The organism is Propionibacterium freudenreichii subsp. freudenreichii (assembly GCF_000940845.1).
Taxonomy (GTDB): domain Bacteria; phylum Actinomycetota; class Actinomycetes; order Propionibacteriales; family Propionibacteriaceae; genus Propionibacterium; species Propionibacterium freudenreichii.
This window is the reverse complement of the sequence record NZ_CP010341.1, coordinates 59074-73300: the sequence shown is the minus strand read 5'-3', so window position 1 is coordinate 73300 and position 14227 is coordinate 59074. Positions and strand designations below refer to the sequence as shown.

Sequence of the window (14227 nt, the reverse complement as noted above, 5' to 3'; positions counted from 1 at the left end):
ATTCAAGCCGGGACATGGCCAGCATGTGGCAGGGCATTCCGACGCTGCCGTCCGGGTCCGACATGGTCCATGCCGCCTATTACGAGGTGGTGCACTGGTGGGTCGACCTGGTCGGCATCACGCCCTTCACGCTGCGGCTGCCCAGCGTGATCGCTGCCGGTGTGGCACGATGGCGATGGCGGGCGTGGGACGAAGACTGGTCGGCCGACGGGGGCAACTCGCCTATGCGGCCGCCTACGGACTGCTCCCCCGCACACTGCTCATGGCCATCGAAGCACGGCCCTATGCGATGTCGTCGATGTTCGCGGCGCTCGCACTGTTGCTCGTGGTGGTCTATCGCCGGCGCCCCTCGTGGCTGCGTTGGGTGGGCCTTGTGCTGGCCATTGCGGCCGCGATGCTGGTGCACCTGTATGCGGCGCTTCCCATGGCTGGCCTGGTTGCTGCCGCCTGGTTCTTCACCAAGGGCAGGCGACGATGGATGCTCGCCGCCGCCGGGATCGTCAGCGCCGCGTTGGTCGCGCCGTTCGGCGTGGCGACCTCACGCCAACTGGGCCAGATCGGATGGTTGGCCAGCGAGAAGTATTCCCTCATCGAGACAGCCCTGGTGCAGTCCTGGGCCGCGTCACGAACCCCTCCGGTGCCGGAGATATCGGACAGGGTGCCCGATGCAATTGCCGCAGCTATGGCGGTGGTTGCCGCCATCCTCCTGATCGCAGTCGTCGTCGAGTCCCGCGGCCGGCACCTACGCCGGCTGGCGTTTGCCCTGGTCCCGGTCGCCACCGGGGTGGGCATCCTGTGGATCGCCTCCCTGGTGTGGACCAATGTGCTGCAGGGCCGCTATCTGACGCCGGTGGCACCTTTCTTCGCCATGGCCCTTGCAGAATTGGCGATCCATGCGCAGCGACGCTGGATACGGGGCCTGGTCATCCTCCTGATGGTGGGCTCCCTCACCCTGTTCGGGTTCCAGCAGCGTACCTATGCGAAGGCTTCGGGGACCGATTACAACCTGATGTCCAGGGTCATGCGGCAATCCGCCCGGGCCGGGGATGGCTTCCTGATCGACCCGATCCAGGACTGGGTCTTCTCCTATCGCGGCGCGGTCTCGGTGGATCCGGGCGCCTTCTCGACGCTCATCGACCTGGCCCAGCCGACCAAGCCACCCCTGGACTTCGCCTGGGCGCACGACCCGCCGGAGCTCAACCTGGCCGCCCAGGAATGGCTTCCCCCGCGCATCTGGGTTGCCTCCTGGCACACCCGGCGCGCCGTGTACGGTTCCCAACTCGCCGAGCTCGGCTACCACAGCGTCTACGCGAAGAGCGGCGTGCCGCAGGGGCACACCATCACCCTGTGGGAGAAATAGGGCACCCTCTGGGAGAAGTAGGGCACCCTGTGGGAGAGGCAGGGCACCCTGCCGGGGACGCAGCCGCAGCCTCGTGGGCTGTCCCACCGGCCACGAAGGCGCCCGCGTGCCGCATCCTGGCGCGCTGATATTGTCAACGCACGCGCTGCACACGTGACGACGATTCGCGTCCCGAGTGCCATGTTGGCGCCCGATGACCACCACACGGGCACACCTGCGGCGCGTCCCGAGCCGAAAGAGTGACTGAGTGAATCGTGACAACGCGGGCGCCGCCACCGAGGTGGTGCGTCGGCTCGCCGGCTTCACCGGCTGGCCGCTGCTGTCGCTGGTCACTCCGTTGGTGGCGACGCCGATCATCGCGCGCTTCGTGGGCGACGGCTGGTCGGGCGTTGTCGCGGCCATGTCCATCGGCACATTCGGCATGAGCCTGGCCACCTGGGGTTGGAGCTATGTGGGGCCCGCCATGGTGGCCCAGGCCTCCGAGGCCGAACGCTCCCGCCTGTACACCGAGAGCGTCTACAGCCGCCTGCTCATGCTGGCCTTCGTGCTGCCGGCCACCGTGGTGGTCACGCTGCTGCTCGCGCCGGCCTCCGTCCGACTCCCCGCGGCACTCGTGGCGTGCGCATTCACAATGGGGGCCCTGTCGCCCCAGTGGTTCTGCATCGGGGTGGGCCGGCCCAAGCTACTCGGCCTCTACGACACCCTGCCGCGGGTGATCGGCACCATCGTCTCGGTGCCGATCATGTTGTGGACGCGGTCGATGATCGCCTACCCCGTGCTCCTGATCATCGCAATCCTGGTCGCCCTGTGGCTGTTCCCACGACGCGTGATCACCACCGCCCCCTCCTCACCCGTGAGCCTCGGGGACGCATGGCGCTCGATCCGATCGATGACGTCGATCGCGTCGGCCAGCCTCGTCGGGGTTGCCTACGCCTATGCCCCGGTGCCCATCGCCACGGCGCTGTTGCTCAGCATCGATTCGAGCCGCTTCGCCTCTGCCGACCAGCTCTACCGCTATGCGCTGTTCGCCGTGACCGCCCTGGGGAATGCCCTGCAGGGCTGGACCCTCGAGGTGGAGGGTGCGTCCGGGCGCAGGCGCCACCACGCGGCCATCGCCCTGCACCTGCTCCTGGGCCTCCTGGGCGCAGTGGGCATCGCGCTGCTCGGACCGTGGGCCACCCAGGTGCTGTTCGGCCCGCAGGTCGCCGCCGGCTTCGCACTCACGTCCTGGTACGCGCTGGCGTTCCTGTTCATTTCGGCCTCAACGCCGTTCCTGCGCAACCTGTTGGTGCCCAACGGACGACAGAGGACGGTCCTGCTGGCAACGTCGGTTGCCGCGCTCTTCGGAATCATCGCGATGGTGTTCGCCGGATTGCACCACAGCGCGGCCGGGATCGCCGCCGGCCTCGCGCTGAGCGAGGCGGTGATCATGGCGGCCACCGTGCTGCCCGCCCTGCGGGTGCTGCGTGCCCGCTACGACGTGGGCACCGGGGCTGCCACCCACCACGGGGATCAGGGCCGGTAGCTGCCCACGATGAACAGCACGGCCGCGCTCACCGAGGCGAGCGTTGAGCCGTGCTCGATCCCGAAGCGACGCACATAGCGCAGCCGCGACAGCAGCGATCCCTGGTGGACGAACCCGCGCAGCCGGGCCGCCCGACGCCCATGGAGCTGGCTTCCGAAATCCCGCTCGAACTGTGCCGCCTGACGGGTGTAGGCGCCGAAGTCCGCCTCACGCACCGCGGCGATGCGGGTGGACCATGAGTCCTTCACCGAATATCCGATGGCATTCGAATCGTGATTGCGGTACCAGGTGTGCCAGGTGTGGTCGAAGACCACACTGCCCAGGCCCGCCGCCACCAGGTAGATCCAGTGGTCGAAGACCATGATCTTGTCGGGATCGAAATGATCGCGCACCAGCCGCAGCAGCGGTGCGGTCAGCGCCATCGTGTGGCCGGGCGCGATGTTCATCACCAGGGCATGCGCCAGCGAGGCGCGCTCGTAGTCCCGCGTCGGGCCGATGGGCTCCAACGACGAATCGGTGACCATGGAGCGCGAGCAGTACAGCGCCGGGCGCGGACCACCGGACGCGTCGGACAGGCCCAGTTGGTCGCTGAGGGCCTCCACTGCCGCCTGCACCTTGTCGGTGAACCAGACATCGTCCTGGTCGCAGAAGAAGTACAGGTCCGCGTCGGGATCAGCCATCTGCATGAGCGCATGGAACGATCGGTCGACACCGCGGTTCTCGCCCCTGACCACGGTGATCCGGGGGTCCCGTTCGGCGAATCCGTCAAGCACCGTGAGGGTGTCGTCGGTGGACCCGTCGTCCCGCACCAGGATGCGCACCTGCGCCTGCGTCTCCTGGCGCAGCAGGCTCTCCAGCAACTCGGCCACGTATTCCTGCCCGTTCCAGGTGCTGAGCAGTATCTGGGCCACCACCGGTTGGCGTTCGAAGTTCCGTGGCACCGCACCGGGGGCGGGGTTGGCGCCGGGTTCCGGCAGGCCGAGTGCCCGGGACGCCCCGATGCCGATCGAGCCATACCTGGCCAGGAGCGCGTCGCGGACCCCCAGGCCGAGCGCCGTGCACTGCAGCCGACGGTCCCGGGCGAAGGCCGCGAGCGAGGCCAGGATGGTGGCCTGCGTGGCATAGGTCCGCAGCGGGACCCCCGGGCACCTGAACGCATAGCGTCCGGCAAGGTGCAGCTGGTTGCGCGCCGTGTAGTAGCTGCGCAATGGGGGGTGGTAGGTGATGTGGCGCTGCCGTCCACGCCATGTCAACGGCCGACCCCGCACCGTCACCGGAACGGTCTGTCCCAGCGCATGGTGCAGGTGCCCACCCACGATCGGCACCGCGCTCCATCGCCGCTGCCGCGCCCGCGCCACGAAGTCGGTGTCCACCGCGTCGATGAACAATGACTCATCGAACAGGCCAAGCTGGCGGAGCATGGAGACCCGCATGAGCATGCCCGACTGGATCGGCTCACGTACCTCGACGACGCCGCGGCTGCGGATCGTGGGAGCGCGCAGGTCACCGATCCACTCCGCACACAGCATGCCCACCCGGTCTTTTCGCCGGGCCGTGGCCAACGTGGCCTGCGCCGCCGCGAGATAGCCGTCACCGAGTTCGGAATCCTGGTCCATGGTCAGGATCCACGCGGGTGCGACATCGCGCAGGGCGCGGGATATGCCCACGTTGAGGGCCCGGGCGATCCCCTCGTTGCGGTGGTTCACCAGCACCGTGACGCCGTGCGCCACCAGCGCATCGAGCACGCGGTGCACGGCCGGGTCTGGCGAGCCGTCGTCCACGGCGAACACCGGCCCGATCGACTGCACCCAACCCGCGCACCGCTCGACGACCTGCGGTGGGGGGTTGAACAGCGACACCACCACCGCCACCGGCGACAGACCCGCATGGTTCACAGCCATTCCTCGTTTCACCCGTGCTTTCGTGGATTGCCGACATGCAGGCCCCTTTGCCAGGCAACCGCCAGGCAGCGCAGGAGCATCAACCTCGAACGCAGGGCAGGGATGAGCCCCCGCGGCTGCGTGGGCGTGAGATTCGAGTCATGGATGCGCCGCCACACCGTGCGCGCATCAACATGGCCCATCGAATGCGCCATGTTCCCGCACAGTCCGATCCACTGGTCATGGGTCTCGTCCAGGAAGCGCGGGAAGGGGAGCAGGTAGTCCAGGGCGTCACGACGCACGGCCATGGCACATCCCCAGTAGCACTGCAGCCCGGCGAGCAACTGCACCAGGTTGCGCACCGAGTGGTCGGAGTCGCGTGAGCTGACGCGCCAGTCGGTGATCCAGAACGGGCCCGGAATGCGGTCAGGGCCCCCCAGGGTCGCCAGGTTGGACGCAATCACCTGGTGCTCGCCAAGCGCCTCCACCATGATGTCGACGCGCCCGGGGATCCATACGTCGTCCTGGTCGCACAGGAACAGGTATTCGCCGCGCGCCAGGCCGAGAGCCTGTTCGAAGGTGCGCACATAGCCCCGGTTCTCGTCGCGTGCCACCAGCCGGATGCGTGGATCGTCAAGGCGCGAGATCACCTCGACCGTGTCGTCACGGGAGGCGTCATCGACGATGACCAGCTCATCGCCGGCTGCGAGTTGCGGCAGGATCGAGGCGATCTGCTCGGTGACGAAGGCGGCCCCGTTGTAGGTGGCCATGCATACGCTGACCATCCCCCGTGGGGTGGCGTCGGACGAATCCGTGGGCATGGGTATCGGTCTACTTCACCAGGTGACGGCCGAGGTTGCGCAGGCCCTCACGGTTGCCGTGGCGCAGCGCGCCGGGCAGCAGCGTGGCGGCGTGGAAGCGCGATGACAGGTGCAGCCTGGCCACCCGGGCGGCGTGGTTCCAACCCCGCTCGGCCATCTCGGCGGCCATGTTCTCGAAGAAGCGGCGCTCCTCATCGAAGCGGGTGCCCGACAGCGCGCGCACCGACGAATCCGACGACGAGTGGCGCCGGTACATGAAGGCCAGCTGCGAGTCGACGAGCAGTGAACCGCCGTGCATCGCCACGTCGAGCGCCAGGGCGAGGTCCTGCACCACGTCGTAGCCCTCGCGGAACCCGATGGAGGTGATGGTCTCGGCGCGCCAGCCCACCGACGGGAAGTACAGCCAGTCGCCGCGCAGCAGTGACACCGCCAACGCCTCACCGGTGAGCACGCGCACGCCACTGCCGCGGGGCCGGTAGACGGACTTCACGGCGTCGACAAGGCCATTGACGCCACTGCCGTGCTCGTCGATCACCACGACGCCGGGCTGGAAGATCTGCACCTCGGGGTGCTCCCCGGCACGGTCGACGAGCCACTGCAGGTAGTTGGGCAGCATCACGTCGTCGGCGCCCATCACCACCACCAGCTCGTTGGTCACCCGGGTGAGTGCCTTGCGGTAGTTGCCGTTCGCTCCGAGGTTGGTGGCGTTGCGCTCATACGACACGCGGTCGTCGCCCAGCGCGGCGAACCAGCCGGGGATCGACGCGTCGGGGTAACCGTCGTCGATGACGATCAGCCGGAAGTCGCGATGGCTCTGGCGCAGCACGCTGTGCACCGCCTGCTTCATCAGCTCCACGTCGCCGTAGAAGGGGAACAGCACATCAACAGTCATCGCTCGTCGCAACCTCTCCGGGAAGACCCTGCCGCATACGGTCGGCGGGCAGGTGGCCAGCCTATCGACCGGCGCCGGGGGGACGGGGACGAGCCGGCCCACTTGCCGGATGCGACGCGTGGCTACCGGGCCGCATGGCTACCGGGACGCGTCGGGACCCTCGGGCCCATCGTCGGTGGTGTCGCTCATCTCGTCGCCGGGCGCGCCATGCGTCGGCAGGTGGGTGAGCCCGGCCTCGCGCATCTCGAGGTTGAGGATGGCAACGTTCTCGGCGAGCACGCGGCTGCGGTCCTCGGCGCGCGACACCTCGAGGGTCAACTGCAGGGTGATGCCCAGCAGCATGGCGATCACCAGGATGAACAGCAGGTTCGACGGCACGGCGATGCCCACCAGGTGGGCCAACCGGTCGAGCAGCACGGGGAAGGCCACCAGCACCAGCATGAACAGCCCCACGAGCACCCACAGCACCGCATAGCGCTCGCGGATGCGGCGGCTGCGCAACAGGTTGCCCACGACGAACAGCATGATCACGGTGAGGATCACGAAGAAGATGGTGCTTTTCACAGTGCGGCCTCCTCGCCGTGTGCGGCACGCAGCGACGGGTCGTGCTTCACCGGGCGACGCGTCATCGCGATGAACAGCGACACCACCGCCCGGCTCAGGTACAGGGCCGCCTTGAGCGGATTGTGCGATGGCGTGCCGGCCTGGCGCGGACGCATCTCCACCGGCACCTGGCACACGGTGAGCCCCGAGCGGATCGCCACCACCAGCGAGTCGATGGTGTCGCCCAGGTATTCCACCGGGAAGTGACGGCAGTACTGCTCGATCGCGAGCCGATCGGCGGCACGGAAGCCACTGGTGATGTCGGTGAGCTTGTAGTGCGCCAGCCGCGACACGATGCCGGCCAGGAAGCGCATCGCCCAGGCCCGCGGACCGCGCACCGTGTATTCGCCACGGCCGGCGAAACGCGCCCCGATGCTGATGTTGGCCTGCTTGAGGCCCGCCAACACCGTGCGTACATCGCGCGGATCATGCTGGCCGTCGGAGTCCACCTGGATGGCCTGGTCGTAGTCGAAGCGGCGCGCGTACTTGTAGCCGGCCCGCATCGCGCCGCCCACACCCATGTTGTAGGGCAGGTTGAGCACCAGCGCGCCCGCCGCCTCGGCCACGCTCACGGTGGCATCGGTGGAGCCGTCGTTGACCACGAGCAGGTCGATGTCGGGCAGCACCGAGCGCAGCTCCCTGATCGTGTCGCCGATGACCTCGTCCTCGTTCCAGGCAGGCATGATGATCAGCGTTCTGGTCATCCCCACCCTCCGGTCGCGCGACATCGTCGCCCCAGTCTATCGAGGCTGGCCCGCCGGCCCGATAGATTGACCCCGACGCCTGATCAGCCTGCGGCGCACAGGAACGTGCGCGTGGGTGCGACCGGGGCGTCGCCACTAGCAGCAGCCGAATCTGGGAGCAGTCATGAAGGGCATCATTCTGGCGGGCGGCACGGGAAGCCGATTGCACCCGATCACCATGGGCACCAGCAAGCAATTGGTGCCGGTGTATGACAAGCCGATGGTGTACTACCCGCTGTCGACGCTGATGTTCGCTGGCATCCGCGACGTGCTGGTGATCACCACCCCCGAGGACGCCGATTCCTTCCACCGACTGCTCGGTGACGGCTCGGGCTTCGGCATCAACCTCACCTACGCGGTGCAGGACGCCCCCAAGGGCCTGGCGCAGGCATTCACCATCGGCGCCGACTTCATCGGTGGCGACAAGGTGGCCCTGGTGTTGGGCGACAACATCTTCTACGGCCCCGGGCTGGGCACGCGCCTGGCCCGCAACACCGACGTCGAGGGCGCGGCGATCTTCGGCTACTGGGTGGCCGATCCGCAGGCCTACGGCGTGGTGGAGGTGAACGCCCTGGGCATGGCCGTCTCGATCGAGGAGAAGCCCGCCGAGCCGCGTTCGCACCTGGCCGTGCCGGGCCTCTACTTCTATGACAATGACGTGGTCGGCTTCGCCCGCAACCTGGCCCCCAGCCCCCGCGGCGAGCTCGAGATCACCGACATCAACCGCATCTACATGGCGGCCAACCGCCTGCACGTCGAGGTGTTGCCGCGTGGCACCGCCTGGCTCGACACCGGCACCTTCGACTCGCTGAACGACGCGTCCGACTTCGTGCGCACCATCCAGGCCCGCCAGGGACTGCAGGTGGGATGCCCCGAGGAGATCGCCTGGCGCCAGGGTTGGCTGTCCGACGACGACCTGCTGGAGCGCGCCCGGCTGCTCGCGAAGTCGGGCTACGGCGATTACCTGGCCCAGCTCGTGGCAATCGGCCATTGAACGGGCCGCAGGTGGCCATGGCAACGCACCAGCGTCCGGCATCCAGGAGGCATCCATGAGCTGGCTCGGCTTCTGTGCACTCGTCGCAGCCTCAGTGGTGCTGCTGGTGCTGCCCGGCGGCATCGTGAACCGTTGCGCGAAACTGTCGTGGAAGGTCTCCCTGGCGCTCGCGCCGGGCGTGTCCACCGCCATCATCGCCGCGTCGGCCATCGTCGCCAACAAGGTGGGCCTGGGCTGGAACCTGCTGCCGCCGGCACTGCTGACGGTGGTGTGTGCGCTCGGCTGCCTGGCGGTGCGTTGGCTGGCACATCGCCTCGTGGACGCACGCACGGGCCATGCCCCGCACGCCGACGGCGCACCGGGCCCGCGGCGCGTCGCGGCGTCCGCCGCATCCGCATCCGCGTCGCCTAGTTCTGCGGCGTCGCCCGGCTCCCCCGAGGTGACCGGGTCCGCCACGCGGGGTGCCCCCCGACCCCTGGCCACCGGGTGGTGGCTCGGCGCCGGCGCACTGGGCATGGTGCTCACCTGCTGGCACATCATCACCATCCTGGGCCGCCCCGACAACTTCTCGCAGTCGTTCGACAATGTGTTCCACCTCAGCGCGATCCGCTGGATCCTGGACAACTCGAATGGCTCGTCGCTGGCCATCACGATGACCACGGGCGACAATCCCGCGGCGTTCTATCCGCTGGCCTGGCACGACGTGGCCACCCTCGCACTCAAGATGGTGCACTCCACCGACGTGGTGGCCGCCAACAACGCCATGGTGGTGGCCGTGCCCGCCGTCGTCTGGGTCCTCGGCTGCTTCTACCTGCTGCACGTGCTGGGACGCGTCAATGCGCCGGCACTCGTTGCCGCCGGCCTGATGGTGGGCGCCTTCCCGGCGTTCCCCTACCTGCCCGCGTCGTGGGGCGTGCTCTACCCGAACATGTTCGGCATCGCCCTGATCCCGGCAACCATCGCCCTGGCCTACCAGGCCCTCGGGCTCGGTGAGCATCGCACGCCGCTGCGCTCCGCGCTTCCCGTGGGACTGCTGGCGATGTTCGGCATGGCGATCGCCCACCCCAATACGATCGCGCTGTTCTGCGTGGTGCTCATCCCGATGCTGGCCACTTGGCTCACCCGCATTCTGCGTGCCCGCGATTCCGACCAGCCGCGTTGGCAACGTCGCGGGGCCATCGGCCTGACGGCACTCGCGGCGCTGGTGATCATCGCCATCTGGGCAAAGATCCGCCCACCCGAGGATGCGGCCGTCTGGAACGCCATCATCGGACCCCGCCGCGCACTATGGCAGGCCCTGACCATGACGCCCAGCACCGCAACGATCACCGTGCTGCCCATCTCGGTGCTGGTGGTGGTCGGCGCCGTGGTGGTGATCGTCACCCGCCGGCAGATCTGGCTGCTCGCAGCCCATGGGTTGCTGATCTTCCTGTGGATGGCGGTGTCATGCTTCCCCAGCGGGTGGCTCCGCAACGCCCTGGTGGGCATCTGGTACAACGATCCCAGTCGCCTGGCCGCAGCCCTGCCCCTCACCGCGCTACCGCTGGCCGTCATCGGCTGCTCAGCGATGGCGCGGTGGCTCGTCGGCTGGCTCACCGCCCGCCGCCAGCTCACCGCCCCGACCACCCCGATCGTGGCGACGGTGACGCTGCTGCTGGCCGTGGTGCTCGTGCCCGCCACCCTGCTGGCGCCGACGCTGCGCACCACCCTGCGCGACGCCGCGGACAGCTACCGCATCACCTGGAACGGCAACGTGGTGGACACCGACGAATATGCGCTGCTCAAGCGCCTGCCCGAGCTGGTGCCGGCCGACGAGACGGTGGCCACCGTGCCGTACAACGGGAGCTCCATGGCATATGCACTGGAGAATGTGAAGACCACCACCACCCATATTCTCTACACGCCGAGTCGCGATGTCTACACCATCAATCAGAATCTCCGCTTCGCGGAATTCAACCCGGAAGTCTGTCACGCATTGAGCGACCTCAATGTGCATTATGCGCTCGACTTCGGGTGGTATGAGGTGAACAGGTCGAACTATGCCCAGTACGCCCCGGGATTCGCCCGCCTCTATGAGGCGCCCGGCTTCGTGCCGGTGGCCAACAACGGCCACGCGGTGCTCTACCGGATCGAGGCCTGCCGATGAGCCAGCCGGGCCATGAGGTCGAGCTGGCCGACGACGCCCACCACTCACCCCGGCCCCGCTCGACGACGGGCTCCCTGCGTCGCGAGCTCGTGGCGATCGGACTGGTGGCCGCGCTGGTGGCACTCATCGGACTCACCCCGCTGCTGACCAACAGCCACTTCTACTGGTACGACGACTCGGCCGGTGGCGCCTACGGGCAATGGTTCGAGCTCGGCCGTCAGATCTCGCACGGGCATTGGCCACTGCTCAACCCGAGCGCGTGGATGGCGGGCAACTACACCGTGGAACAGTTCGGGCTGCTCAACCCGGTGGTGATCGTGATCGGCCTGATCACCCAGCTGGTGTCGAATGCGGCCGTGATGGCCACCGGCGTCAAGCTGTTCTTCATGATGGTCGGCGGCGCGGGCGTCTATGCCCTGGCCCGGCAATTCGGTGCTCGGCGCTGCTTGTCCGTGATGGCAGGGGTGGCGGCACCGCTTGGCGGTTTCACGCTGTTCCTGGATGCCACGTCGTGGGTGACGAACCTGGAGGTCTGGGCCTATTTCCCGTGGGTGTTGTGGGGCCTGTGGCGCTTCATCGTGCAGAAGAAGTCATATTGGCCCGCCTTCGCGGCCGGCTACCTGACCATCACCGTGGCCTATGTGCAGGGCACGGTGATGGTGGTGTTCGCCTTCGTTGCCTTCCTCATCTGGTGTGCCATCCGGCGGACGGCGTCCCGGGCACTGCGCACCGTGCTGGCAGGGCTGCCGATGGGCCTGCTGACCCTGGCCCTGTACCTGCCGGCGGCGCCTATGCCAGCGCCGAACACGGCCGTCAGACGATCTTTGCGGCGTCGGTGTGGAACGCGGTGCTGGTGCTCACCTGCCTGTCGGCGGGCCTGCTCGTCGGCACGGCGGTGCAGGCGCGCCTGCGCGCCCCCGGGCAGACGGCTGCGCCACGAGGTCGGCGCGTCGACCCGCTCACCGCGGCAGCGGCAGGCCTGTTGGTGGCGGGCACGCTCGGGCAGGCGCTGATCGGCCAGGAGATCTACGACCGCTACCTGATCACACTGGTGCCGCTGTTGTGCGGGCCGCTGTTGGGATCGCTGGCGGCACGGCCGGCTGCGACGTCCGCCGCCTCGCCGGGAGCCTCGGCCACTCCCCGGGCCGTCCCTCCGCGGTCTTCGAGCCCTTCAAGGGCCAGCGTGCCGACGACCTCCCGGTGGGCCGGCGCCGTGGGATTGGTGGTCGTCGCGGCGCTGAGCTGGTCGGTGACCGCCAGCACACTGGCCCGCGACGGGGCCCAGTGGCGGGCAGCCGAACGACTCGTGGCCCGCGGTGTGTCCGCCACCGACATCGACGCCGGCTTCGAGTGGTTGGGCTGGCACTCGTCACGGCCGATGGTCACCGGCTCGGGTGTGGTGGGCGCCCACGGCTACACCTCGTCCTTTGCTGACACGCGGGCCTGCTACACGGTCTCGCAATCTCCACTGCCCGACATGGCGATGGTGGAGACGGTGCACTACCCAAGCTTCGCAGTGGCGGGCAGCTCCACCCTGTGGGTGCAGCGCTCGGCCGACTGCTGACCGCCCGCGACAACCGGGACCGCTGGGCCGACGCGCATCACCGCCGTTGCCACAGCGTGATGGCATGGCCACCCGGATCGCCCTGCGGGCCGCGCTCGGTGAGCGTCGGCTGGTAGCCCAGGTGCTCCAGCTGCTGGCCGTATTCGCTCCACTGACCGAACGGCACCGCCAGCCAGATGCGCTGCGGCAGCTGGGGATAGGTGACCAGCCGGATGCGCGGCGGATCCCTGCGGAAGGGTCCGTCCAGCGGCGGCTTGTTGGGCTGGGCGAGGTTGATCACGTGGGTGAAGGCGTCCGGATCGCAGGCAAGCGCCACCTGGTAGTTCTCGTTGGGCTGCGGATTGCGTTCGGTGAGCAGTCCATCACCGGGCTGGGCCTCGGTGCGCATCACCGTCGCGAGCAGCGAATAGTCCTCCCAGGTGACCTTCGCGTAGGGGCGGCGCTGGAATCCGGCCAGCGCCAGCGCACCCACCAGCAACAACACCGGCACGACGCGCGCCCACCTCCAGCGCAATGCCATGGTCGCCTCGGCCAACACCACGGCATAGAACGGCGCGGCGGCCGTGAAATAGCGCGCCAGCAGCACGTCGGTGGCCAGCAGCGAATAGGTCCACAACACCACCACGGTGAGCACGATCGGCACCATCGCCCACAGCATCCGGGCCACGCCGGGGCGGCGGCCGGCCCGCTCGGCGGCGGTGCCGCTGAAGCGGCTCACCAGGGCCAACACCACCAGCAGGGCCGCCAGCACGGCCATCGTCACCGCGATCACGTGCGGCACCAGGTCGGTGGCCGTCACGTTCACGTTCGTGCGCGACGCCGCCCACGACTCCACGAGCGCATGGTCGAACCAGTCGTGGGACAGGTCGGCGATCCACCCCACCTGCCTCAACTGGCCCACGGCGGCCACCCCGAAGGGCAGGCAGAGCGTGCCGGCTGCCACGGCGGCCGCCGCCACGAGCCAGCGGTGCCGCGTCCGGATCGTCAGCAGGCCAACAAGCGTGAGCCCGATCACCGGCAACACCGCATACATCTGTGCGTACACCGCAAGCGCCATCGCCGCGGTCAGGCCGATGACGCGCCATGCCGTCGGACGTCGCCCGATGAGCACCACCAACCACACCGCACAGGCCACGAACATCGCGGCGAGTGCATAGGGACGCGCCTCGATGCCCATCGCCATGACGCGGGGAAGCAGCGCGAAGCAGGCGGCATAGAGCAGCTGGCCACGACGTGCCACCAGCACCCGGCCAGTGGCGGCCATGGCGGCCGTGCCGACGCCGACCGCCAGCACGCTGGGCAGGCGCAGGGTGAACGGATTGATGCCCACCAGCGCCGTCCAGTAGTGCATCAGGTAGTAGTAGGGCGCGTACACAAGGTCGGTCCAGGTGAACAGCCCATTCATCTGCGCGGGGGGATAGCTGATGATGTGCGCGGTGGCCGACTCGTCGAGCCACGTCGACACGTACCACGAGCCGATCATGCACAGCAGTGCGGCGAGGACGCCCAACCGGATGTCGCCGTGCCCGTCGAGCGGGATCAGCCGACGCCGGATGCGGTGGCGAGGGGCCGGTGAGGGGTCAGTGGTTGCGGAACCATTGGCCACGAGGTCCGCTGACGACGCATCGCGCGTCCTGCGGGTCGTGCCCGATGGGGGGAGTTCGTCCTCCTGTGGGAACGTGCCCACCGGGGGAAATTC

Annotated in this window: 12 protein-coding genes; 6 read left to right on the top strand and 6 right to left on the bottom strand. The window is 68.5% G+C overall.

The window, feature by feature from the left end; all coding sequences use genetic code 11:
* Positions 1–184: 184 nt before the first annotated feature.
* Together RM25_RS00305 and RM25_RS00300 are read left to right on the top strand one after the other, a co-directional pair.
* Positions 185–1360: a hypothetical protein gene (locus tag RM25_RS00305; RefSeq protein WP_129931201.1), complete on the top strand. Its 1176-nt coding sequence runs from the start codon at positions 185–187 to the stop codon at positions 1358–1360.
* A gap of 247 nt (positions 1361–1607) precedes the next feature.
* Entirely contained in the window at positions 1608–2885 is a 1278-nt protein-coding gene (locus RM25_RS00300) for a lipopolysaccharide biosynthesis protein (protein WP_048769702.1), read from the top strand.
* Here RM25_RS00300 and RM25_RS11630 read toward each other — a convergent pair.
* The 5 genes from RM25_RS11630 to RM25_RS00270 form a co-directional block, all read right to left on the bottom strand.
* Complete coding sequence (locus RM25_RS11630) at positions 2873–4780, bottom strand: glycosyltransferase (RefSeq protein ID WP_060759089.1); 1908 nt, start codon at positions 4778–4780, stop codon at positions 2873–2875. The two genes, RM25_RS00300 and RM25_RS11630, sit on opposite strands and share 13 nt — an antisense overlap.
* A gap of 14 nt (positions 4781–4794) precedes the next feature.
* On the bottom strand, positions 4795–5586 hold the full coding sequence (locus RM25_RS00285) for a glycosyltransferase (RefSeq protein ID WP_044635841.1): 792 nt from the start codon (positions 5584–5586) through the stop codon (positions 4795–4797).
* A 10-nt stretch (positions 5587–5596) separates the two neighbouring features.
* Positions 5597–6478 (bottom strand): glycosyltransferase family 2 protein, encoded by an 882-nt coding sequence (locus tag RM25_RS00280; RefSeq protein ID WP_036940954.1) that lies wholly within the window; start codon positions 6476–6478, stop codon positions 5597–5599.
* A 138-nt stretch (positions 6479–6616) separates the two neighbouring features.
* Positions 6617–7042, bottom strand: a complete 426-nt coding sequence (locus RM25_RS00275; RefSeq protein ID WP_052809040.1) for a DUF2304 domain-containing protein — start codon at positions 7040–7042, stop codon at positions 6617–6619.
* The gene (locus RM25_RS00270) at positions 7039–7785 is read right to left on the bottom strand and encodes a glycosyltransferase family 2 protein (protein ID WP_230954647.1); all 747 of its coding nucleotides are present in this window, start codon (positions 7783–7785) and stop codon (positions 7039–7041) included. Before RM25_RS00270 ends, RM25_RS00275 begins: the two co-directional genes overlap by 4 nt.
* 163 nt (positions 7786–7948) lie before the next feature.
* On the opposite strand from RM25_RS00270, the gene rfbA reads away from it, so the two are divergent.
* From rfbA to RM25_RS12675, 4 genes are read left to right on the top strand one after another with little or no spacing between them, the layout of a single operon-like run.
* Positions 7949–8818: a glucose-1-phosphate thymidylyltransferase RfbA gene (gene rfbA / locus RM25_RS00265; protein ID WP_044635839.1), complete on the top strand. Its 870-nt coding sequence runs from the start codon at positions 7949–7951 to the stop codon at positions 8816–8818.
* A gap of 55 nt (positions 8819–8873) precedes the next feature.
* Complete coding sequence (locus tag RM25_RS00260) at positions 8874–10964, top strand: DUF6541 family protein (protein WP_044635838.1); 2091 nt, start codon at positions 8874–8876, stop codon at positions 10962–10964.
* Positions 10961–11977 carry a putative glycosyltransferase family protein gene (locus RM25_RS00255; protein WP_013159971.1) on the top strand — a complete coding sequence of 339 codons (1017 nt, stop codon included), beginning with the start codon at positions 10961–10963 and terminating at the stop codon, positions 11975–11977. The genes RM25_RS00260 and RM25_RS00255 overlap by 4 nt, the downstream gene beginning before the upstream one ends.
* Positions 11950–12528, top strand: a complete 579-nt coding sequence (locus RM25_RS12675; RefSeq protein ID WP_044635837.1) for a hypothetical protein — start codon at positions 11950–11952, stop codon at positions 12526–12528. The genes RM25_RS00255 and RM25_RS12675 overlap by 28 nt, the downstream gene beginning before the upstream one ends.
* 37 nt (positions 12529–12565) lie before the next feature.
* Here the strand turns inward: RM25_RS12675 and RM25_RS00245 are convergent, their stop codons facing one another.
* Positions 12566–14215, bottom strand: a complete 1650-nt coding sequence (locus RM25_RS00245; protein ID WP_044635836.1) for a glycosyltransferase family 39 protein — start codon at positions 14213–14215, stop codon at positions 12566–12568.
* Positions 14216–14227 lie beyond the last annotated feature (12 nt).

Coding starts and splice junctions, on each gene's coding strand:
- rfbA (WP_044635839.1), top strand. CDS start 7,949: ATGAAGGGCATCATTCTGGCGGGCGGCACGGGAAGCCGATTGCACCCG.
- RM25_RS00285 (WP_044635841.1), bottom strand. CDS start 5,586: ATGCCCACGGATTCGTCCGACGCCACCCCACGGGGGATGGTCAGCGTA.
- RM25_RS00280 (WP_036940954.1), bottom strand. CDS start 6,478: ATGACTGTTGATGTGCTGTTCCCCTTCTACGGCGACGTGGAGCTGATG.
- RM25_RS00270 (WP_230954647.1), bottom strand. CDS start 7,785: ATGACCAGAACGCTGATCATCATGCCTGCCTGGAACGAGGACGAGGTC.
- RM25_RS00255 (WP_013159971.1), top strand. CDS start 10,961: ATGAGCCAGCCGGGCCATGAGGTCGAGCTGGCCGACGACGCCCACCAC.
- RM25_RS00260 (WP_044635838.1), top strand. CDS start 8,874: ATGAGCTGGCTCGGCTTCTGTGCACTCGTCGCAGCCTCAGTGGTGCTG.